General features: G+C 52.4%; 21 protein-coding genes. 18 read left to right on the forward strand and 3 right to left on the reverse strand.

Going from position 1 to position 21175, the window contains the following annotated elements; all coding sequences use genetic code 11:
• Window position 1: 1 nt before the first annotated feature.
• The 13 genes from NSQ73_RS12725 to NSQ73_RS12785 all read left to right on the forward strand — a co-directional run bounded on the left by NSQ73_RS12725 (window position 2) and on the right by NSQ73_RS12785 (window position 14731).
• Complete coding sequence (locus NSQ73_RS12725; RefSeq protein ID WP_340986703.1) at window positions 2-385, forward strand: hypothetical protein; 384 nt, start codon at window positions 2-4, stop codon at window positions 383-385.
• Between the two features lie 242 nt (window positions 386-627).
• Window positions 628-2211, forward strand: coding sequence for a tRNA (N6-isopentenyl adenosine(37)-C2)-methylthiotransferase MiaB (gene miaB, locus NSQ73_RS12730; RefSeq protein ID WP_039304695.1), 1584 nt, complete (start codon window positions 628-630; stop codon window positions 2209-2211).
• A gap of 24 nt (window positions 2212-2235) precedes the next feature.
• Window positions 2236-2688, forward strand: coding sequence for a RicAFT regulatory complex protein RicA family protein (locus NSQ73_RS12735; RefSeq protein WP_039304693.1), 453 nt, complete (start codon window positions 2236-2238; stop codon window positions 2686-2688).
• A 136-nt stretch (window positions 2689-2824) separates the two neighbouring features.
• Entirely contained in the window at window positions 2825-3595 is a 771-nt protein-coding gene (locus NSQ73_RS12740; protein ID WP_039304691.1) for an NUDIX domain-containing protein, read from the forward strand.
• A gap of 48 nt (window positions 3596-3643) precedes the next feature.
• The gene (locus NSQ73_RS12745; RefSeq protein ID WP_340986705.1) at window positions 3644-4186 is read left to right on the forward strand and encodes a cysteine hydrolase family protein; all 543 of its coding nucleotides are present in this window, start codon (window positions 3644-3646) and stop codon (window positions 4184-4186) included.
• 63 nt (window positions 4187-4249) lie between these two features.
• Window positions 4250-5701 carry a nicotinate phosphoribosyltransferase gene (locus NSQ73_RS12750; protein WP_340986707.1) on the forward strand — a complete coding sequence of 484 codons (1452 nt, stop codon included), beginning with the start codon at window positions 4250-4252 and terminating at the stop codon, window positions 5699-5701.
• A 390-nt stretch (window positions 5702-6091) separates the two neighbouring features.
• Window positions 6092-7321 carry a glycosyl hydrolase family 8 gene (locus NSQ73_RS12755; protein WP_340986708.1) on the forward strand — a complete coding sequence of 410 codons (1230 nt, stop codon included), beginning with the start codon at window positions 6092-6094 and terminating at the stop codon, window positions 7319-7321.
• A gap of 419 nt (window positions 7322-7740) precedes the next feature.
• A complete protein-coding gene (locus tag NSQ73_RS12760) occupies window positions 7741-8751 on the forward strand; it encodes a 2-oxoacid:acceptor oxidoreductase family protein (RefSeq protein ID WP_042137960.1) in 1011 nt (336 codons plus the stop codon).
• A 26-nt stretch (window positions 8752-8777) separates the two neighbouring features.
• Entirely contained in the window at window positions 8778-11084 is a 2307-nt protein-coding gene (locus tag NSQ73_RS12765; protein WP_340986709.1) for a thiamine pyrophosphate-dependent enzyme, read from the forward strand.
• Between the two features lie 153 nt (window positions 11085-11237).
• A complete protein-coding gene (locus NSQ73_RS12770) occupies window positions 11238-12263 on the forward strand; it encodes an ROK family protein (RefSeq protein ID WP_340986710.1) in 1026 nt (341 codons plus the stop codon).
• 11 nt (window positions 12264-12274) lie between these two features.
• The gene (locus NSQ73_RS12775) at window positions 12275-13483 is read left to right on the forward strand and encodes an MFS transporter (protein ID WP_340986711.1); all 1209 of its coding nucleotides are present in this window, start codon (window positions 12275-12277) and stop codon (window positions 13481-13483) included.
• Window positions 13483-14082, forward strand: coding sequence for a DUF1349 domain-containing protein (locus NSQ73_RS12780; protein ID WP_340986713.1), 600 nt, complete (start codon window positions 13483-13485; stop codon window positions 14080-14082). Before NSQ73_RS12775 ends, NSQ73_RS12780 begins: the two co-directional genes overlap by 1 nt.
• A 127-nt stretch (window positions 14083-14209) precedes the next feature.
• Window positions 14210-14731, forward strand: a complete 522-nt coding sequence (locus NSQ73_RS12785; RefSeq protein WP_340986714.1) for a hypothetical protein — start codon at window positions 14210-14212, stop codon at window positions 14729-14731.
• Window positions 14732-14860: 129 nt separating this feature from the next.
• Here NSQ73_RS12785 and NSQ73_RS12790 read toward each other — a convergent pair whose 3' ends face one another.
• Window positions 14861-15076, reverse strand: coding sequence for a hypothetical protein (locus NSQ73_RS12790; RefSeq protein WP_340986715.1), 216 nt, complete (start codon window positions 15074-15076; stop codon window positions 14861-14863).
• A 115-nt stretch (window positions 15077-15191) separates the two neighbouring features.
• Window positions 15192-15707, reverse strand: coding sequence for a MogA/MoaB family molybdenum cofactor biosynthesis protein (locus tag NSQ73_RS12795; RefSeq protein ID WP_042137947.1), 516 nt, complete (start codon window positions 15705-15707; stop codon window positions 15192-15194).
• A gap of 181 nt (window positions 15708-15888) precedes the next feature.
• On the opposite strand from NSQ73_RS12795, the gene NSQ73_RS12800 reads away from it, so the two are divergent.
• From NSQ73_RS12800 to NSQ73_RS12820, 5 genes are all read left to right on the forward strand, one after another.
• Window positions 15889-16899 carry a CobW family GTP-binding protein gene (locus NSQ73_RS12800; protein WP_340986716.1) on the forward strand — a complete coding sequence of 337 codons (1011 nt, stop codon included), beginning with the start codon at window positions 15889-15891 and terminating at the stop codon, window positions 16897-16899.
• A gap of 93 nt (window positions 16900-16992) precedes the next feature.
• Complete coding sequence (locus NSQ73_RS12805) at window positions 16993-17340, forward strand: four-helix bundle copper-binding protein (RefSeq protein WP_039304665.1); 348 nt, start codon at window positions 16993-16995, stop codon at window positions 17338-17340.
• Window positions 17341-17553: 213 nt separating this feature from the next.
• The gene (locus NSQ73_RS12810) at window positions 17554-18519 is read left to right on the forward strand and encodes an ABC transporter ATP-binding protein (protein WP_340986717.1); all 966 of its coding nucleotides are present in this window, start codon (window positions 17554-17556) and stop codon (window positions 18517-18519) included.
• A complete protein-coding gene (locus NSQ73_RS12815) occupies window positions 18516-19226 on the forward strand; it encodes a hypothetical protein (protein ID WP_340986719.1) in 711 nt (236 codons plus the stop codon). The genes NSQ73_RS12810 and NSQ73_RS12815 overlap by 4 nt, the downstream gene beginning before the upstream one ends.
• A 31-nt stretch (window positions 19227-19257) precedes the next feature.
• Complete coding sequence (locus tag NSQ73_RS12820; RefSeq protein ID WP_042137943.1) at window positions 19258-19722, forward strand: hypothetical protein; 465 nt, start codon at window positions 19258-19260, stop codon at window positions 19720-19722.
• An 86-nt stretch (window positions 19723-19808) separates the two neighbouring features.
• Here the strand turns inward: NSQ73_RS12820 and NSQ73_RS12825 are convergent, their stop codons facing one another.
• Window positions 19809-21065, reverse strand: a complete 1257-nt coding sequence (locus tag NSQ73_RS12825; protein WP_340986720.1) for a winged helix DNA-binding domain-containing protein — start codon at window positions 21063-21065, stop codon at window positions 19809-19811.
• Window positions 21066-21175: the final 110 nt, after the last annotated feature.

Consider the following 21175-nt stretch of genomic DNA (forward strand, 5'->3'; position numbering starts at 1 on the left):
TATGAAGGTTGAACAGAGAGATCTGGAACTGATCCAGGAAGCCATTAAGGTAATAGACCGCAACTACGATGAAGTGAATGAACGTCATACGGTAGGGGCAGCGGTGCGCTGTAAGAATGGTAAAATCTATACCGGAGTCAACTTGTACTCGATTCATGGCTCCTGTGCAGAGTTTATTGCCATCGGTGCTGCAATTACGGCAGGGGAACGGGAGTTCGAGACTATCGTTGCTACCAGAACGCAAAGCGAAGGAGGGATTCTGCTTCCTCCATGCGGCAATTGCCGGGAGATGCTGGTACGTTATGCGCCGGATATTCAGGTTCTGGTGCAAACAGGAAATGGTGTGGAGAAGTACAGTATCCAAGAGCTTATGCCACATCATTAAACGTAAGATTCAGGAGAAGCTCCGCCTTGTTGCGGGCTTTTTTTTGTCATTCAGGAAATTTTTTCGCAGAGCTCCGGTAACTTTTATATAATCCTGCCGCCTCAAATCCGGAATTGTTGTACATAAGGCTGAATCGGATCAATGGATTAGATGGTTAGATTATCCTTATCTGTGATATAATTTTGTATTGATTGCGGGTGTATCTGAATTCATGAATTACTTATAAAGGAAGTGTAAATCTGATGACGAAGGAGAACCGGAACTCAGCGGACTTCAACTCCACCAAGGGCAAGGATTACTCCAAGTATTTTGATTTTACCGATGCTAAAGTGATAAGTGAGCAAGAGGGCAAGACCACCTATCGCATAAAAGGAAGAAACGTTCAGATAAACAGCCAGCCCGATTACAGGGAAGGCAAGCGCCGCGGCAAGGAAGAGATCGAGGTGCTCTACCATTTCGAGATTCCGCCGGAGATGGAGGATTTCGGCCAAGGCAAAACCTATCATATCACCACCTACGGCTGCCAAATGAATGAGCATGATACCGAAACGATGAAGGGTATGCTGGAGCAACTGGGTTACCGTGCGGCTGATGACCGCAGAGATGCTGATCTTATTCTATTAAATACATGTGCAATCCGCGAGAATGCGGAAGATAAGGTGTTCGGAGAGCTGGGTCATCTCAAATCGCTCAAGCTGGAGAAGCCGGGGCTGCTGCTCGGAATCTGCGGCTGCATGTCCCAGGAAGAAGGCGTTGTTAACCGGATCATGAACCGGTATGGTTTCGTGGATATGATTTTTGGTACGCATAATATCCACCGGCTGCCGGAGCTGATTAAGGAAGCGGTGTTCAGCAGGGAGCTTGTGATCGAGGTCTGGTCCAAGGAAGGCGACATTATTGAGAATCTGCCGAAGAAAAGAGAGGGTTTGCGCGCCTGGGTGAATATTATGTACGGCTGTGACAAGTTCTGTACATACTGCATTGTACCGTTCACACGGGGCAAAGAGCGCAGCCGGCGTCCTGAAGATGTCATTGCCGAAGTGCGCGAGCTGGCCCGCCAGGGCTTCAAGGAAGTTACGCTGCTGGGGCAGAATGTAAACGCCTACGGGAAGGATTTTACGGACATAGACTATACATTCGGGGACCTGATGGACGACATGCGGGGGATCGATATTCCGCGTATCCGCTTCATGACGTCGCATCCCCGTGATTTTGACGATAAATTGATTCATGTGCTCGGCAAGGGCGGCAATCTGGTGGAGCATATCCATCTGCCCGTGCAGTCGGGAAGTACAGCTGTCCTGAAGCGGATGAGCCGCAAGTACACCCGTGAAGCTTATCTGGAGCTGGTCCGCAAGATCAAAGCAGGCGTGCCGGATGCGGTACTGACTACCGATATTATCGTCGGTTTCCCGGGTGAAACCGAAGCGCAGTTCGAGGAGACACTGTCGCTGGTGCGCGAAGTAGGGTATGATATGGCATATACCTTCATTTATTCTCCGCGTGAAGGTACTCCGGCTGCTGCTATGGAAGACAACGTTCCGGCAGAGGTCAAGAGCGCACGCCTGCAGCGTCTGAACGATCTGATCAAAGAGCAGAGCCGGCTGGGGAATGAGCGGATGCTCGGCAAGCTGGTCGAGGTACTGGTGGAAGGCGAGAGCAAGAACAACATCAATGTACTCGCCGGACGTACCCGCGACAGCAAGCTGGTGCATTTCGAAGGCCCGCCGTCACTGATCGGCACGATGGTGCAGGTGAGAATTACCAGTACGAAGACATGGTACATCAAAGGGGACTATCTGGCGGAAGCCGCAGCAGTCCTCTAATTATAGAGAAATGGGGCGAGAAGAATGAGCCAGGAAGAAGCGCGTTTGAATGAATACGGCATGCAGACCCACAACACCCGTGATTTAATCGTAAGAGAGGATATTATGGGCAAAGCGAAGGAGCTGGCTACACTCATCTCCACCAGTGAAGAGGTCCGGCATTTCCAGCAGGCCGAGCAGAAAATTCTGAATCACGATCGTGTGCAGGGGCTGATTGCTACCATTAAGAAGAAGCAGAAGGAGATTGTGGCCTTTGAGAGCTTCAAGAATCAGGCGATGGTCGCCAAGATTGAACAGGAAATCGAAGTGCTGCAGGATGAAATCGACAGTATTCCGGTCGTGAATGAGTTCCAGCAGAGCCAGAGCGACATTAACTACCTGCTGCAGCTGGTCATCTCCGTGATCAGGGACACCGTCTCGGACAAAATCAATGTGGAAGCAGGCACAGAAGCGCCTCCATCCACTTGCGGTGACTAATTGAATACCCCCGGGGCGGATGAGAATCCGTCCCTTTTTCATATATAGCGCGAACTGCGGTTGATTTTAAGAGGACAGGTTTGGTACATTAAAAGATACGAACAGCAAATATAGCTGCGGCAAAGGATGATCTAAAGTGAGCGAGAACGTGGAACAAACCTATAACGCCAAAAAATACCGCACTCCGGACGGCGTTCCGGCGGATATTGTCATGTTTACGCTGACCAAACGCGAACGGAAGACGGTCACGAAGACACTCCCGCTGCGGGAGCTGAAAGTTATGCTGATCCGGCGCAAAAAATGGCCCTATGCAGGTATGTGGGCTTTGCCGGGCGGCTTTTGCCAGGAAGATGAATCGATCTATGATGCGGCTACGCGCGAGCTGAAGGAAGAGACCGGCGTGGACGGCGGCCATTTGGAATATCTCGGTGTCTACAGCAAGCCGGGGCGCGATCCGCGCGGCTGGATCATCAGCCATGCGTTTTTTGCACTGGTCGAGGAGTGGATGCTGGAGCAGCGTCAGGCCTCTGATGATGCAGGAGAGGTTGGCCTGTTCACCCTGCAGGAAGCGCTGGAGGAGCTGGAGCTGGCTTTTGACCACCATGATATTATTACCGATGCTTATCTGCGGATTCAGCAGCAAATGCTGCAGACCACGATTGCACGGCAGTTTCTGCCGCGCCATTTCACGCTGAGTGAGCTGTATCAGGTAATCCAGACGGTCGTGCCTGAATTCAAAGAACCGAATTTTATCCGTAAAATTACGTCAACACGCAGCCGGCAGGGTATATTAAAGGAAGTAAGTGATGAAGCGGGCAATCCGCTCAGCTCCAATCAATACTCCCAGCGTCCGGCACAGCTCTATATGTTCACGGACCATGAACCTTTATTATCGATTTATACCTAAGCAGCAGGAAAGCTTAAGCTCACAACACTTTTAGGAGGCGGTCTGCTTATGAGAGCACTCATCGTAATTGATTTCACCAATGATTTCATTGACGGAAGTCTGCCGGTTGGACAGCCTGGCATCGACATTGCGCCGCGGGTCAGCCAGCTCACGGAACAGTTCGTGCAGAGCGGGGATTATGTTGTGATGGCTGTAGATTTGCATGAAGCAGATGATCCATATCATCCGGAGAGTAAGTTATTCCCGCCGCATAATCTGCGGGGCAGTCAGGGACGTGAGCTCTATGGCAGCCTGAAGGCCGTATACGAAGCGAACCGCGAAGCCATCTATTGGATGGACAAAACCCGTTACAGCGCTTTTAGCGGCACGGATCTGGCGCTGAAGCTGCGTGAACGCGGCATTACCGAGCTGCACCTGATCGGAGTATGTACGGATATCTGTGTGCTGCATACGGCAGTGGATGCGTACAATCTGGGATTCAGCATTATTATACACGAGGATGCGGTAGCCAGCTTCAACCCGGACGGCCACACTTGGGCGCTGGGACATTTCCGGGGCAGCCTCGGAGCGAAGGTTGTTACATCCGCATAGATAACCAACACAACAGCAACTGCAGATCCCGCTACAGCAGTGCAACTATTAGGAGATGAGGACTTGAGGAGAGAACTTGCTCTACATACAGACAAATATCAGATTAATATGATGTACGCCCATTGGGTTAACGGCACACACAAACGCCGGGCTGTGTTTGAAGCTTATTTCCGCAAGCTGCCGTTCGGCAACGGGTTCGCGGTATTTGCAGGCCTGGAGAGGATCGCCCAGTATATCGCTGAACTGCGGTTTACAGAGGATGATATCCGCTACTTGTCGGAGCAGGAGGAGAATTATGCCCCGGCGTTTCTGGAGGAGCTGCTGCAGTTCCATTTCCAGGGCAGCATTCATTCGATGAAGGAAGGCGCGCTTGTCTTCCCGGATGAGCCGCTGATCCGCGTGGAAGGCACGATTATGGAGGCTCAGCTGGTGGAGACAGCCATCCTGAACTTCATGAACTACCAGACGCTGATCGCGACTAAGGCCTCCCGGATCAAGCAGGTGGCTCCGAATGATACGCTGCTTGAGTTCGGGACGCGGCGTGCGCAGGAAGCAGATGCGGCCGTATGGGGAGCCCGGGCAGCGTATGTGGGTGGCTTCCATGCGACCTCCAACATGCTGGCCGGCAAAATGTTCGGCATTCCTACGAAGGGCACCCATGCCCATTCCTGGGTGCAGAGCTTCCCGAGCGAACAGGAAGCCTTCGACGCTTACGCCAGAGTCATGCCGGACGGCGTTACCCTGCTCGTCGATACCTTCGATACCCTGCGCAGCGGTGTGCCGAATGCAATAAATACTGCCAAGAAGCTGGAGGCGCAGGGCAAACGGATGAACGGCATCCGGCTCGACAGCGGTGACTTGGCCTACCTGTCCCGCAAAGCCCGGCAAATGCTTGATGAAGCCGGCCTGCAATATGTGAAGATCGTTGCCTCCAATGACCTGGATGAGAACACGATCATGAACTTGAAGTCACAAGGCGCGGCTATTGATACGTGGGGGGTTGGAACCCAGCTAATTACAGCTTCCGATCAGCCTTCTCTAGGCGGAGTCTACAAGCTGGTCGAGATTGAATCTCCAAGCGGAGAGATGATTCCAACGATTAAGATTTCCTCTAATCCCGAGAAGGTATCGACTCCCGGCAAAAAGTCCGTTTACCGCATTATCGGGCAGAACGGCAAAGCTTTGGCGGATTACATCAGCTTCTCCGGGGAAGAGGCGCCGCGTAACGGTGTCCGGCTCAAGCTGTTCAATCCGCTGCATCCGTATATGAGAAAACATGTGGAGCACTACGAGGCGCTGCCGATGCTGGAGCCGATTGTGGTGAACGGCTTCCAGGTCTATCAGCTGCCGGATCTGAGCGAGATCCGCCGCTACCATCAGGAGCAGCTTGATCTGTTCTGGCCGGAGTACCTGCGTAAGCTGAACCCTGAAGTATTCCGTGTGAATCTCAGCGAGCAGCTGTGGAACCGCAAGCAGCAGCTGATTGCGGAGCATATGATGCCGGATGTGGAATAGCCTAATCGCAACAGAAGCATAGACTTATTAATACTTAGCCCTCTCAGTTGGTGGATAATCCACGACCGGGAGGGCTTTTTGCCGGGGCGAGGGCAGAAGACAGGCAGGCTCATACCCCTGCCCCTGCGTATATCTTCATAGACGCGTAATACGCAGGACCATATGCTCATTGACACGAAGTCTCTGGAATAATATATTAAATATGTTCTTAAATACAATTTACACAGGAATGATATTTTTTTGGGGCCAAAGTTAAAGCGCTTTAACTTTAGCCCGGCGACAGTTAGGCGGATACTCTATGTGAGGGGGTGAACTTTTCCTAAGGCAGTTCGTTTGTGATTGCAATGGATTCGAAGCCATATCCACCAAATCATGAGGAGTGAATGCGTTATGAATAAGCAAGGGAAACGCAAGCTGCACTGGAAAAGTCTGATGCTTCTTTGTCTGGCGCTCTTTATCCTGCCTGCCGGGTCCGCTTTCGCCGCAGTGAACAAACCGTTCCCGCAGCATACGACTTATACGGCCGGAACCATCAAACCGAATAATGTCACCCAGACGGTTATGGATAATGCGGTTAAGACTAAATGGGATGCCTGGAAAGGCGCTTATCTCAAACCGGCCGGGACAGGCAAATATTATGTCAAATATAATTCAGACGGGGAGACCGTCTCCGAAGCGCATGGCTACGGCATGCTGTTCACTGTCCTGATGGCCGGTTACGACACCAATGCGCAGACGTACTATAACGGACTCTACAATTATTACACAGCACATCCAAGCTCCATCAATCCTTATCTGATGTCCTGGAAACAGAACAGCAGCTTCCAGAATATCGAAGGCGAGGATTCCGCAACGGACGGTGATATGGATATTGCGTACTCGCTGCTGCTGGCTCACAGACAATGGGGAAGCACGGGATCAGTTAACTATTTGCAGGCAGCAACCAGCATCATTAATGCAATCATGGATAATGAGATCAATCAGACCCAGTGGACCATCCGCCTGGGGGACTGGGCGAACAGCGGTTCATACAATACAGCAACCCGTCCTTCCGATTTCATGCTCAGCCATTTGAAGGCCTTCCAGTCCGCTACCGGGGATGCGCGCTGGCAGAATGTAACGGATAAGACCTATACGATTATTAACAGCCTCTATACCGGTTATAGCTCTACCACTGGCCTGCTGCCGGATTTCGTAGTCTACTCGAGCAATACCTACAAACCGGCCGCAGCGAATTTTCTGGAGGATGCTAACGACGGCCATTATAACTACAACTCATGCCGCACACCATGGCGGATTACCACCGATTATTTGCTCACAGGCGATAACCGCGCCTTGTCCCAGCTGAATCAGCTGAACAGCTGGATCAAGACCAAGGTAAGCAGCGCTCCGGGTAACATTAAGGATGGTTACAAGCTCAACGGAACCACCTTCGGCAGCTACAACAGCGGCGCGTTCTATGCTCCGTTCGGCGTAAGCGCAATGACCTCATCAGGGAACCAGAGCTGGCTGAATTCACTCTGGAGCCATACGTCAGGCAGCGCGGCAGAGGATTATTATGAAGACAGCATCAAGCTGTTCTCCATGATCGTGATGTCCGGCAACTGGTGGACTTACTAAGTATTTTTATTCTTGATATGATCCAAAGACGAAATCCGGGTGATCACTGATCACGGGTTTCGTCTTTTTTCATAATGGGCGCCTGTGACATTTATCATGATTTCTGTGACAAATTTAACATCTTAATTTTTAATTTTATTGCTAAATTAAGGGTGACATTGGTTCCACATCATCCTTGGGAAAACGCGGAATTACACACAATTTTCACAATTTGTCGTTTTTATGGCAGATTACCTTCTATTGAAGTAACGCCGCGCTGTCGCGTATAAAGAAATCCATTGAAATCCATAAAGAATTGTGATTCCCAAAGCGTGGATAATGCAAGATATGTCACTTCGCGGCTTGCAATTTCAAGTTACAATCGTTGAAAAAGTCAAAAGGATGTTATTCTTCTTGACACTAAGAAAGGGGTTATGTCGGTGGTACAATTGCCAAAAGTAAATGAGCTCGGCTTCTTTGAGATTCGTCTTGAATCTATTGGGGGCCTGGGAGCGAACCTTGCCGGTAAAATGCTCGCGGAAGCGGGTGTAGTCGGCGCAGGACTCAATGGCGTCAGTTTTTCATCGTATGGTTCGGAGAAAAAGGGGTCAGCGGTTAAAGCTCATATCCGTTTCTGCGATATGGACACTCATATCCGTGATACCTCCCCGGTAGAGCGTCCGCATGTTGTCGGTGTTTTTCACGAAGCGCTTGCCAAGACCGTTAACGTAACCAGCGGAATTCATGAACACAGTACCGTTCTTGTGAACTCGGCCAAGACGCCGGAAGAACTCAAAGAACTGCTGAAGATGAAGGCCGGTACGATTGCAGTAATCGATGCTACCAGCATCGCACTGAAAGAGAAGAACCGCGTGAATATGGCGATGCTAGGCGCGCTGTTCCGGCTCTGTCCGTTCCTGGATACCGATATTATGAAGGGCGTTATTGAGAAATCGCTCGGCAAGAAATATCCGCAGGCGGTCCAGTCGGCCATTACGACCTTTGACCGTGGTTATAATGAAGTGAAATTCATGCATTTCGAGCTCGCTGCCGGCGACAGCATGCCGGTGTATGTCCGCTCCGATATTTCCGCTCTCGGCTACGAGACTCAGCCGATAGGCGGCACCATCACGAACCCGGGCGGCAGTTTCCTGAAGAACCTCAGCATCTCCCGTTCCGGTATGCTTCCGGTCTATGAGAATGAGTCCTGTATCAATTGTGCACAGTGTGACACGGTATGTCCGGATCAATGCTTCGTCTGGGAAGAGCGGCTGGACCGCAAGGGCCGTTCGCAGATGTTCCTGCTCGGCATTGACTATCAATACTGCAAAGGCTGCCTGAAATGCATCGGCGCCTGCCCGACCTCGGCGCTCTCCAGCACCCGGGAGAAGGAAGGCTATGCAGACAGCCATACCGTGAAGCATACGTTTGATCTGGTTACTCAAGTCTAAATTTCGGAAGAAAGGTGGAATGAATTGTGGCTATTGATTATGAAAAAGAAGTAGGCTCCGCCAAAGTGGAGCAGAAATTCCTATATGAATCCGGCAATGAAATGGCTGCTTATGCCGCCCATCAGATTAACTATCATGTTATGGGGTATTTCCCGATCTCCCCGTCGACGGAGGTTGCCCAGTTCCTCGATACCATGAAAGCCAGCGGACAGCATGATATTATGCTGGTGCCTTCCGATGGTGAGCATAGCTCCGCCGGGATCTGTTACGGCGCTTCGACAGCAGGCGGCCGCGTGTTCAATGCTACCAGCGCGCAAGGGTATATGTTCATGCTGGAGCAGCTGCCTGTACAAGCAGGTACGCGGATGCCTATGGTCATGAACCTGATCTGCCGTTCGATCTCAGGCCCGCTGAATATTCACGGTGACCATTCCGATTTGTATTTCGCCCTGAACACCGGCTGGCCGATTCTGATGTGCCGTGATCCGCAGTCCGTATATGATATGAACCTGATGGCATTGAAGCTTGCGGAGCATGCCAAGGTACGCCTTCCGGTAATGGTTGCTTCTGACGGTTATTTCACGTCCCACCAGAAGCGCCGTGTGCAGGCTTTTGCCCACCGCGAGGATGTTCACAAGTTCGTAGGCGAGCAGCCGCCAGTTGGCTTCACAGATACGCTGGACCGCAATAACCCTGTTACTGTAGGTCCTTATATGAACGAACCGGATTATATCAACAACCGTTATCAGCAGTCGGTAGCCATGTACAATGCCGGTGAAGTGTTTGAAGAGATCGCAGCGGAATTCGCTGCACTGACAGGTCGGCATTATCCGATGATCGAGCAGTACCGGATGGAGGATGCCGATGTGGCCGTATTCCTGATGAACTCCGCTTCGGAGATTATCAAGGATGTGGTCGACCAGCTGCGTCTGCAAGGAATCAAAGCGGGTGCCATCTCCCCGAACATGATCCGCCCGTTCCCGCAGAAGCAGATTGCTGAAGTGCTGAAGAACGTCAAAGCCATCACTGTCGGTGACCGTGCGGATTCCGTCGGCGGCCACGGCGGCAACATGGTTAACGAAATCAAGGCTGCACTGTTCACATATGGCAACACGACCACTAAGGTAATCAGCCGCATCTACGGACTGGGCGGTAAAGACTTCTATGCTGAAGACGGCCATCATTTCTTCCAGCTCGCAATGGATGCAGTGGTAGCAGACCGCGTAGAAGTGCCGTTTGATTACTACGGCCACAATCCGGGAGCGCCGGAGAATGCGCCGAAGCGCCTGCTGAAGCCGATGAACTTTGATCTGCTGAAGACCGGCCTGATTACGGTGAACAAGAATGAAGAAACAGGTAAGCTGGCCGTGAAGATTCCGCCGATCCGCTCCCTGATGAAGAAGCCAAGACGCTTGTCTCCGGGACATGGCGCATGTCCGGGCTGTGGTATTTTCTCCGGCCTTGAGCTGTTCTTCAAAGGGATTGAAGGGGATATCGTAGCGCTGTATCACACCGGCTGTGCCATGGTTACAACTACCGGCTATCCGTATTCGTCACATAAATCAACGTTCATCCACAACCTCTTCCAGAATGGTGCAGCTACGCTGTCCGGCGTGGTCGAAATGTTCTGGGAACGCAAACGCCGCGGCGAGCTGGACGGCCTGGGCCTGCAGGATGACTTTACCTTCGTTATGGTAACGGGTGACGGCGGTATGGACATTGGTATGGGTCCGGCGATCGGCGCTGCACTGCGCGGCCACAAGATGATCATCGTGGAATACGATAACGAAGGCTATATGAATACAGGTGCACAGCAGTCTTATTCCACACCGCTTGGACACCGTACTTCAACTTCGAGCATCGGCAAAACCCAGCAGGGCAAGCTGACCCAGCATAAGGATACTGCGCAGATTATGGCTGCGACTAATATTCCTTATGTCTTCACCGGCTGTGAAGCTTATCCTCAGGATCTGCTGAAGAAGGCTGCGAAGGCTCAGTGGTATGCTCAGAATGAAGGTCTCGTCTACGGCAAGATCCTGATCGCCTGCCCGCTCAACTGGATGAGTGAAGACAAAGACGGAACAGATATCGTCTCCCTGGCTGTTGAGTCCTGCTTCTTCCCGCTCTATGAAGTAGAGCAGGGCATGACCAACATTACGTATAACCCGGAAGACAAGGAGAAACGGATCGAAGTCTCCGCCTGGCTGAAGACTATGGGCAAAACCCGCCATCTGCTGAAGCCGGAGAACGAACCTGCGCTGCGCAGCTTCGAGAATGAAGTACAGCGCCGCTGGAGCCGTCTCAAAGCGAAACATGAGCATCCTGATTTGTAAGCCTTAACCTAAGCACCACTATAATTAGCCATCATTCATTCCCGCCCGGCAGAGATTCTCTGCCGGGCTATTTCAACATTTCAATAATTTTTTTCAAAATAACTATTTATTAAAACTCTTTATTAAAGTATTATTATAACGAGGTGAAAGCAGATGCAGAAGATTGGCGGCAATGCGTTAGTCATTCGCGAAGTGAATATGAACCTGGTGCGGCAGGTGCTGAAGGAACACGGGCAGGCAACCAAACGGCAGATTGCCGGAGTTAGCGGCCTTAGTGTCGTTACAGTGGGCACTGTGCTGCAGCTATTGGAAGCGCAGAATGAGGTGCTGGCTGGAGCACAGGTGTCCTCCAGCGGAGGGAGGCCTGCACAGCAATACATATACAATGACGAGTATGCCTTGGCACTGATTCTGTTCACGCATGAAGAGCAGGATGTGATCTACATTCACAGAACGGTTGTTACGCTGACCGGACGTACACTGTTTGAGGATAATACAGCGGTCTCAGGCGTCGATCTGGCGGCCTTTGAAGCGGTGATTGACAGCTCGCTGCAGATGTATCCCCTGATACAGGCTATCGGTCTGGGCCTGCCGGGTGCGGAAGTAGAAGGCCTAATGGTTGTATCCGATTACGAAGCCTTGCGCGGTGTTCCGGTGGCAGAGCATTTCCGGCAGCGGTACGGCAAACCTGTAGTGATCGAGAACGATGTCAACGCTGCCGTGATTGGCTATTGCCGAAGGATGAAGGAGGAGACAGCTTCAGTTGTCTATTTGTATTTTCCGGATCGCTTCGCTCCGGGAGCCGGTATATTTATAGGAGGCAAGCTGTATAAGGGGAAACGCGGCTTCGCCGGAGAGGTAGCCAACATTCCGCTCGGTATTGCCTGGGGAGACGGCGGACTGATTGCTTCCTTTGAGGCACTTACGGATGCGATTGCCAAACTGTCAGCTGCTGTTAGCAGTGTGCTGAATCCGGATGTTGTTGTGCTGTACGGCAGCTTCCTGAAGGAGGAGCATCTTCAATCCGTGGAGAAGAAATGCGGCGCCTCGCTGCCTTATCCTGCAATTCCAAGGGTGAGAATGTCAGACGATTTCGCTGCTGACTATATTCAGGGCATGATTGTGCAGACGCTGGGCACTTTGGAACAAAGACTGTATTTGACTAAAATAGAAGGTTAGGCGGGGAAGAGATGGCAACGGTATTCTTGATCATTATTTATATGGCATTTATCAGCTTAGGTCTGCCGGACTCCATGCTGGGAGCGGCCTGGCCGATCATGAGGTTGGATTATGGCGCTCCGGTTGAGACGGCGGGGCTGCTCTCCATGATTGTAGTTGCGGGGACGATTATTTCTAGTTTAGCCAGCAGTGCCGTGCTGAAACGGCTGGGTACGGGGATGGTTACTTTTATCAGCGTGGCTGTGACGGCGCTGGCCTTGCTCGGCTTCTCTTACTCTTCTTCTGTAATTTGGCTGGCTGTGCTGGCCTTGCCGCTGGGGCTGGGTGCAGGTTCTATCGATACAGGGCTGAACAATTATGTGGCTACCCACTATAAGGCGCATCATATGAGCTGGCTGCACTGCTTCTGGGGCATCGGGGCGATGCTCGGACCGATCATTATGTCGCGTTATATCGCAGGCGGTGATTCCTGGAGAACGGGATACTTCACTGTCAGCATGATCCAGTTTGCGCTTGTGGTGCTGCTGTTCACCAGTCTGCCGCTATGGAAAAGGGCAGGCAAGAGCAGCAGTCCGCAGGCTGAGAACGTCCGGGACGAGCCAGAGACGGTAATGGCAGCGGAGGCTGCTTCCGGCAATGTGCTGCGGATCAAAGGCGTGAAGCTGGCGATGATTACCTTCCTGTTCTATTGTGGAGTGGAAGCCACGGTAGGACTCTGGGGCAGCAGCTACCTGGTTAATGTCAAGGATGTTTCAGCAGCAACTGCAGCTGGTTGGGTGTCATTGTATTACGGCGGAATTACGGCCGGGCGGCTGATTACCGGGTTTATTACCTTCCGGTTCAGCAACAAGGAGCTCATCCGCGGCGGCCTGGCAATATCCATGCTGGGTGCGCTGGTGCTGGCTTTACCGCTTCCGGCGGTCTTTTCACTGGTTGCATTTATCCTGATTGGACTGGGGTCGGCACCGATCTTTCCCTGTATGCTGCATGAGACACCGGCCCGGTTCGGACAAGCGAACTCCCAGAAGATTATGGGCTATCAGATGGCTCTGGCCTACACCGGCGGAGCTTTTCTGCCCCCGCTTCTGGGCTGGGTGGCGGCGCGCAGCAGCTTTATGATTCTTCCGCTGGTGATGATCGGGTATATTATTGTTATGATTCTAAGCTCTGAGCAGATCAACAGTATGATGAAAAAACGGAAAGAAGAGGTGAGCCTGTAATGAGAATAGTAGCGTGGCAGGATGGAGTATGGAGTAATGAGCCTGTGTCCAGCAAAGTAGTAGCAGGAGCACTTGTGGCGGAAGCTGCAGAAGGCAGTGATTATTGGCAAAAAACGATGTACGGCTTCCAGCATGACAACGGGCACGCCTTGCTCGCACCCTGGGAGGATGCGGAAGCTATGGAGGTCAGCTTTTCGCTGGACGGGTTCACAGAGCTATATGATCAGGCAGGCATTATGCTGTGGCATAGTGAGGAAGTCTGGATCAAAGCCGGCATTGAGCTGAATGATGGTATTCCGCATGTGGGCGCCGTTGTGACCGATGGCTACTCCGACTGGTCGTTGTCACCTGTTCCGGAATGGACGGGTGAGGTGATCACCCTCCGGGCTTCGCGGATGAAGGATGCCGTAATCCTCAGAGCCAGAACGGAGAATCATCCCTGGAGGACGATCCGGGTCGCCCGTTTTCCGTATGTGACCGGTAAGCAGGCAGGACCCTTCCTGTGTGCTCCAACCCGGCCCGGATTTCAGGTAACCTTCACACGGTGGGCTGCTTCAGCTCCTGATACCGATGTGCATACGGACCCGCCAGTTCGTTGATCTCCCGGTGCACGGAATCATTCCAGCAATTTGCGGTAAGACAATCGGCTCTTTGCATACTTTTCACGTACTCAGCCATCCTATACCCAACAGGAAGAATCTGAGTGTTTGTGAAGGGGGAATAGTTATGAAGCGCCGATTAGCAGGTATGCTGGCTGCGGTATTGACTGCAGGAACACTGCTCGCAGGCTGCTCCGGGGAGCAGAACAAGAAGGAAGCGGGAAGCTATACGATGCAAGCGTATCAGGACGGGTCAATGCTGGCTTACTCGCAGGGAAAAGGGCTGGACGGCCGGTTCCGCAAGGCGATGCGGCGGGCTTTTGCCAATGAACAGCTTGCGCTGACCGATGAGAAGTTCACCGAAGACAACCGCGGAAATACAAGCTATCAGTACCTGATCAACAACCAGCCCGCGCAGAATATCACGCTGCATGTATTCACCAGCCGCCCTGAGCGGGTGAGCCGGATTACGGATTGGTACGGCGGTATAGAGCTGGCGGAGACGTCCGGGGCGAGAACAGAGGTCTATAACAAGGACAATACTTCTCTGGTGTATACCTCCATGGGTAAAGAGAAGGGGAAGTATTCGAAGAAGGTAAAGGACCTGTTTAGCGGACTTCTGGAGCACCTGGGTACACACGCCCATTAAAAAGATAGGCATCCGTTCACCGTAGGCCATTCAGGACCAGCTCAAAAAAGGCAGACCAGCCCGCGCGCTTCAAATAGAAACGCGGTGGGCAGGTCTGCCTTTTACAGTTAACGTTATAGTATGAGAGTTCTATCTTCTTCTGCCGCGCATAATTCCGGAAATACCGCACATTTCATCCCGGACGGAATAAGTGTAGATATGCTGAGGAACCGGAACACAGTGGTGGCGTCTGACGACTTCGACATGATGGATAACCTGGACTACCTGCGGATGATAGTAATCTTCATAGACAACCTCAGTAGGGTCAGTAACCGTCTGGACAGGGCATTTCGGACAATTTCTCATTACATTCAGCTCCTTCGCGGTTGGACTTATGCCAGTATACGCGCTGTACAAGGGCCTGCTTGTTCATTTGTCCATATTCCCGATAAATGGGCGTATGACTATCCGGTACACTAGATCAGGAACGTTTGTAGATTTCACGCATGACATGGCGCAGTTCGGGAAGGATCAGCCGTTCCATGGCAAGCCTGATTGCACCAGTGGAGCCTGGCATCGAGAATACTGCCGTACTGCCGATCGTGCCGGCAATAGCCCGGCTAAGCATGGCGGCAGAGCCGATATCCTCTGTGAAGCTAAGCAGCCGGAAAATCTCCCCGAAACCCGGAAGCGATTTGTCGAGCAGTGAAGCAACCGCCTCATAAGTTGTATCACGGGGCGAAATGCCTGTCCCTCCAGTCAGCAGTACGGCTTCAATGCCGGAATGGACGGAGCTTTTGTAGACCAGTTCGCGGATATCCTCATAATCATCCTTGACGATCGTACGGCCGGTAACGGTGTATCCCGCTTCCTCCAGCATATTCTGGATCAGCGGGCCGCCGGTGTCCGTCTCCAGGGTCCGGGTGTCTGAGACCGTAATGATATAACAAGCTACTGAATCGGGGGCTTCACGCCGGTGTTCTTCTACGGATGTCATGCGAACCAGCTCCTTTTGTCTGTAATGAACGCTTTATAACCCCCATGATAGGGGATGAAGGAAGCAAAGACAAGTTCGTGCCGGACAGGCAGAAGCGCCGGAAGGGGCCTGTGTCTTGCACAGAGGCGGTCATTGTAGTACACTCGCTACCATAACTGATTTTTGCGGGGAGCGATTAAACTTGGAACAGTCATTACCAGTTTATATATTGTCGGGATTTCTCGGCAGCGGCAAGACTACATTACTGCAACGGCTGCTGGAGCACTGGAAGATGCAAGGACTCCGGCCAGCGGTCATCATGAACGAGCTTGGCGAGGTTAATCTGGATGGTCTGCTGGTAGAGCAGTCTGTGCCGATGGCCGAGATGCTGGGCGGGTGTATCTGCTGCACAAGCAGGGGCGATTTAAGTACAGAACTGACCACTCTGGTCAAAAAAGAATCACCGGATGTAGTCGTCATTGAAGCGACAGGCGCAGCTAATCCGCTGGAGATTGTCGATGCGGTTACTGAAACCTCACTGTATCAGCAGGTAGAGCTTAAAGGCCTGATTACTGTGGTCGATGCCGCCCATCTCCTGGAGCTGTACCGTTCCCAGCAGGGGGCTACCTACCGCCTCATGCAGGAGCAGATCCGCTGCGCATCCGTGCTTATTCTGAATAAGACAGACCGGATCAGTGCAGAAGAGGCTGAAGAGATCACGGTTGTGCTGCGCAAATGGAATGCGTATGCAGAGATAATGCCCGCTGTACGCTGTGAGCTGGAGCCGGAAGCCCTGCTCGGCAATATCGGTGGAGTCTATTCGGAAGAACGTGGTGTAACAGAAGAGAATGAGCATAGTGAACAGGATGGAGATGCCAGGCAGATGCATGCTTCGCATGATCATGTGATGGCGTACACGCATTATTTCAAGAATTCCGTGAACAGCGAGGCCTTCGAACGGTTTGTTAAGGACTTGCCGCGTGATGTGTACCGGGCTAAGGGAATTGTATCCTTTAACGATACCTCCAGCCGGTTTCTGTTTCAATATGCCTACAGGGAAGCGGATTTCATGAAAATCACCCCCCAGGGCGAAGTGCCTGATGTTGCCGTATTTATCGGTGAACATTTCTCCTCCAGCGAACTGCGCACGGAACTTCTGCGGTTGGAGAAACGTCTGCTGGCAAGACCGGCTGCCGTCAAAAGAAGCCTGTAATACCTTCCCCTGAAGCCGGGGGATTGGTTCGTTCCTTTTCTTGCAGGTTAATACATAGGCATACCCTATAATAATTGCAGGAGGTTTAAGGCTATGACCCGAATTCAATATCAGGAATGCATTGATGCTTGTATGAAATGTATGGATGCCTGTAACTATAGCTATGTCTCAAGCCTGAAAGAATATGATTTGGCAGCACTAAGGGAGACCATCCAGCTTGACCGCGAATGTGCTGACATGTGTTCTTTCGCCATCCAGGCAATGACCCGGCAGAGCCCGTTCGTGGTGGAGATTCTCCGGTTATGTGCTGATATCTGTGAGCGCTGTGCGGATGCGAGCAGCAGACATGAGCATATACACTGCCAGAAATGCATCGATGCCTGCCGCAGTGCGGCAATGGCCTGCAGACTGGTAAGCGGAGCTGTTGAGGTATACGCATAATACAGATTTAAGCACTTCCTTATATAAAAGCAGGGGCCAGACAAGTGCGGGAATCATTCTGCACGGTTCTGGCTTTTTTGTATCCGATATTCAGTAATCTGCGAAATCCAAAAGGAGAAAAGGAGGCTTCCGGCGAATGTAGTAAATAAAGAACTTTGGCTGCAATTCCATGCGGCCTTTGCCCTAGCGTAAATTGAAGGAGGCTTTAAGCGAATGTTCCTTCAGAGTACAGACAGAATTCGTATGCCGGAAGATGCGGATGCACCGCCGCTTATTACACTCACAAGGGGAGCCAAGCGGTATGGAGGCCGCCCGGTTCTTCATGAAATATCGATGATTGTCCGCCCTGGCACGGCCACGGCGCTCATCGGCCGGAACGGCTCCGGCAAGAGTACACTGCTCTCCATTCTCGCGGGACTGCTGAGGCTGTCCTCCGGTGAACTTACATACGGCCGTCAAGGGCTGACTACGGGTTATGCGCCCGAAGCGTTTCCGGGACTGAAATTAACAGCAGAAGATTATCTGCACGACATGGGCCGTATTGCCGGGCTCTCCCGGGCGGCAGCGGTATCGCGGGTGAGCGAACTTCTGGATATCTTTAAGCTGGGAGCGTCCCGCAGCCACCCCTTGGCAGGCTTCTCCAAGGGCATGCTGCAGAAGGTCAATCTGATCCAGAGCCTGCTGATCCGCCCGCAGCTTCTGCTCCTGGACGAGCCTATGTCTGGGCTGGATCTTCCGGCACAGCATACTCTGACCGAACTGCTGCAGGAGCTGAAGTCGGAAGGGACGGGACTGGTCTTCTCCGTACACGAGCCCCAGACCGTTGAAGCTCTGGCGGATGCCGTGTATGTGCTGCAGGAAGGGCGGATCATCCGGACAATCCATGGAGCAGAGAGCCTGCGGGCGGTGCCGTCAGTACATATCGTATACACAGACCTTCCGTCAGTGGAACAACAGGCGGTGAAGGCGTTGCCTGGAGTGCTCCATATGCTGTCAGTGCCGGATTCTGCAGGTGCAGCCTGTACAGGATTGACTGTAGACCAGAAGATGTCGGATACTTGCCTGCAGCAGATTCTTGCAGCAGGCGGTTCAATTGTTTCGGTTGAACGTCTCGGGGGCTTAAGCGGTATAACAGAGTGGATGGACCCGAAGGAAGAGAACGGGAGTGGACGCGGGTGAAGGCTCTCATCGGATATTTTTTGCGCAGCTACAGTGTCTCCCAGCGGTATTTCGGTCCGGTTGCCGGCATTATTATAGCCGTGTTAATTTTGTATTCCTATAAGCCTAATCCTGTAATGAACAGCTACTCCGCTACAGCAGTCTTTCTATTTGTAGCCTGCTGCTGGCTGGGGTTAAGCTTTCTGAATCATGAGCATGCGGTACAGAAACAGGTGGTTATCGTCCAGCTCCGCAGTACCCGCCGCTACAGTATCGGCGGTATACTTACATTGGGTCTGCTCACCTTGCTGCTGGACCTCTTCATTGTCATCTATCCGGTGTTGACCGGGAGTTTCAATGAACCGGCCGGGCTGGACCGGATCCTGCTTGCTTTTACCGGACATGCTCTACTTGGTATGTTGGGTATTGCGGTCTCCCTGTACCTGCAGTCCTCGTGGGTGTCCAGAACCAGCTACGCCGCCGGCTTGATGCTGATCACCATCATTCTGTCCATCAGCGCCAGCAAGGTTGCTGAGCTGGTGCCCGGACCCGTTGTTCCGGTGCTGCTGCCGCCTGTATTTCCGGTGATGGATGCAATGATGAATGCGGATACGCTGCCGGTGCCGACCCTGCTTGGCGCCTATGCCCACGCGCTGGTATACATAATATTGCTGACCGGATTCTACATTTACCGCTCCGGCCGCATGGACTATAACAAAATAACATGAGCTAATAAACAGATCAGGAACGGGAGGAAAGATGAAGGATACACAAGTACCGGAGAGTGAACAATCCAAAGAGCTATTTGCTTATTTCGGGCTGGCTGTATATTATTGCCAGGCGCTGGAGCAGCAATTGACTAATCTGCTGCTGCTGACCAAGCTGTCACAGGGCAAAACGCCAACCGACGCAGAGATATCAGAATTGTATCAACGCAAGCTTAGCAATTCACTCGGCCAGCTCATCAAAGAAATCCAGCATCACTTTCCATTCTCGGAGGAAGAAACGAGCCAGCTTCAGGCAGTATGGAAAGAACGCAACCACATTGTCCATGATTATTTCAAGGAACGGATTCAGGAAACGTTCACTCCGGCGGGACGGGCCCATATGATCCGCGAATTGAAACGGTTTAAGAACAAGGCAAGCAGACTGGAGATTAAGCTGCAGGGCTATTGTACAGAGATGTACAGCAAGCTGGGTCTTGAAGAAGAGCATATCAAGTAACGCCATCCTATCAGTTCATACCAAAGAGACTCACTCTTTACGCAGAAAAACCCTGCGGATAAGAGGAGTCTCTTTATGTTGTGCGGTTATTGTGGAGAGGACAGCGCGGATTCCAGCTCCTGCAGCCCGCAGGACTGGACAGTTTCCGGCGCAAACCGGATAGCGGACGCTCCGGTTGATCGGGCAAGTGAAGTAAGAGCCTTGACGAGCGCGGGAAGCATGCCCGGAACAAGCGATTCTCCGGTTTCCCACCACCAGCGGACAATGGTAAGAATTCCGCTCTTCTTATCCATCACCGGTTCAAGCCGGGCGATAAAGCGGTCGCCATATAGAAGGGGAAGTACGTAATAACCGTATTCCCGCTCAAGCACCGGCTTGTATACCTCCCAGCGGTAATGGAAGCCGAACAGCTGGCGGATCAGCTCTCTGTCCCACAGCAGGTTGTCGAGCGGAGCCAGCGCCGCTGCGAATGTAATCTCTTGTGTGCCAGTGCCTGTATCAGCGGCGTCATCCAGCCGCAGTACCGCTTCCAGCTCCGGGGCATCTATTGTCCGCATATACAGCGGGAGCTTGATGCCCTTGACCCGTACCTCCCGGAGCTTATCGCTTAGCAGCAGGCGCTGCACGGCTGCTGTCCGCTCCTTGCTCTTCAGGCCGGAGATTCCGAGCCAGCCGTCCCCGGATTTGTTCCATTGCAGCCCGATGCTGCCGATCCGTCGCAGCACATACCAGTCATAGTGCTGATCCATAGTTACATTCGGATCGCTTGCACTGAGCAGTCCGGCCGGCAGCAGCTTAGCCGTATAATCATAATAACGGCGGGTATGCACCCGGTGGTGAATGGATAGCTCTCCCCAGAAATACATGCTCTCCATCGCTGCCCGGGATAGTCTCGCCGGAGCCCAGGACCAGTCGATCTTCTCTTTGCTCTCCAGATCGAGCGAAGAGAGCGGACCCCGCGAGTTCAGCTCCTCACGGACATGGGTGACCATGGGAGCCATAGCTTCATTGTCCTGATGCCTGGCGGCGGCTTCTCTGCGCCTCTGGAAATAAGGCCAGTCCTCTGTGCAGTAGATCGACATATTCTTGTCCCAGCCGTCAATCAGCAGCCTGTCCTTATAGAGCAGCTCCGTGGCCATTTCCGGCCGGAATCCCGGGAGTCTGGCCTGTAGCACAAGCTCATGATTATGTCCGGCGATGCTGAGCGGATCATATTGGATACAGCCCACGTGGCGGACGAACTCGTGGATGCTCATCTTGCCCTCCTTCAGTCCTCCCGTGACCAGCCGCTGGTGACGCAGCAGGAACAGCCGGGCTTGCCGCTTGCTCAGACTATAGGTCATCAAGTCCTTCACCCCATCCGTATGTATTGCTTTCCATTATACGGAACAAATGTTCTGAACTCAAGCGAAAGAACCCCCCTGAAGCTTCTACAGCATCAGGAGGGCTTGTG

Origin of the sequence: Paenibacillus sp. FSL R10-2736, assembly GCF_038000245.1 — a bacterium.
Taxonomy (GTDB): Bacteria; Bacillota; Bacilli; order Paenibacillales; family Paenibacillaceae; genus Paenibacillus_AQ; species Paenibacillus_AQ phytohabitans.

Excerpts from the sequence above, each read along its gene's own strand:
- NSQ73_RS12725 (WP_340986703.1), top strand. The coding sequence starts at position 2 with ATGAAGGTTGAACAGAGAGATCTGGAACTGATCCAGGAAGCCATTAAG.
- miaB (WP_039304695.1), top strand. The coding sequence starts at position 628 with ATGACGAAGGAGAACCGGAACTCAGCGGACTTCAACTCCACCAAGGGC.
- NSQ73_RS12735 (WP_039304693.1), top strand. The coding sequence starts at position 2,236 with ATGAGCCAGGAAGAAGCGCGTTTGAATGAATACGGCATGCAGACCCAC.
- NSQ73_RS12745 (WP_340986705.1), top strand. The coding sequence starts at position 3,644 with ATGAGAGCACTCATCGTAATTGATTTCACCAATGATTTCATTGACGGA.
- NSQ73_RS12755 (WP_340986708.1), top strand. The coding sequence starts at position 6,092 with ATGAATAAGCAAGGGAAACGCAAGCTGCACTGGAAAAGTCTGATGCTT.
- NSQ73_RS12770 (WP_340986710.1), top strand. The coding sequence starts at position 11,238 with ATGCAGAAGATTGGCGGCAATGCGTTAGTCATTCGCGAAGTGAATATG.
- NSQ73_RS12775 (WP_340986711.1), top strand. The coding sequence starts at position 12,275 with ATGGCAACGGTATTCTTGATCATTATTTATATGGCATTTATCAGCTTA.
- NSQ73_RS12780 (WP_340986713.1), top strand. The coding sequence starts at position 13,483 with ATGAGAATAGTAGCGTGGCAGGATGGAGTATGGAGTAATGAGCCTGTG.
- NSQ73_RS12785 (WP_340986714.1), top strand. The coding sequence starts at position 14,210 with ATGAAGCGCCGATTAGCAGGTATGCTGGCTGCGGTATTGACTGCAGGA.
- NSQ73_RS12790 (WP_340986715.1), bottom strand. The coding sequence starts at position 15,076 with ATGAGAAATTGTCCGAAATGCCCTGTCCAGACGGTTACTGACCCTACT.
- NSQ73_RS12795 (WP_042137947.1), bottom strand. The coding sequence starts at position 15,707 with ATGACATCCGTAGAAGAACACCGGCGTGAAGCCCCCGATTCAGTAGCT.
- NSQ73_RS12805 (WP_039304665.1), top strand. The coding sequence starts at position 16,993 with ATGACCCGAATTCAATATCAGGAATGCATTGATGCTTGTATGAAATGT.
- NSQ73_RS12810 (WP_340986717.1), top strand. The coding sequence starts at position 17,554 with ATGTTCCTTCAGAGTACAGACAGAATTCGTATGCCGGAAGATGCGGAT.
- NSQ73_RS12820 (WP_042137943.1), top strand. The coding sequence starts at position 19,258 with ATGAAGGATACACAAGTACCGGAGAGTGAACAATCCAAAGAGCTATTT.
- NSQ73_RS12825 (WP_340986720.1), bottom strand. The coding sequence starts at position 21,065 with ATGACCTATAGTCTGAGCAAGCGGCAAGCCCGGCTGTTCCTGCTGCGT.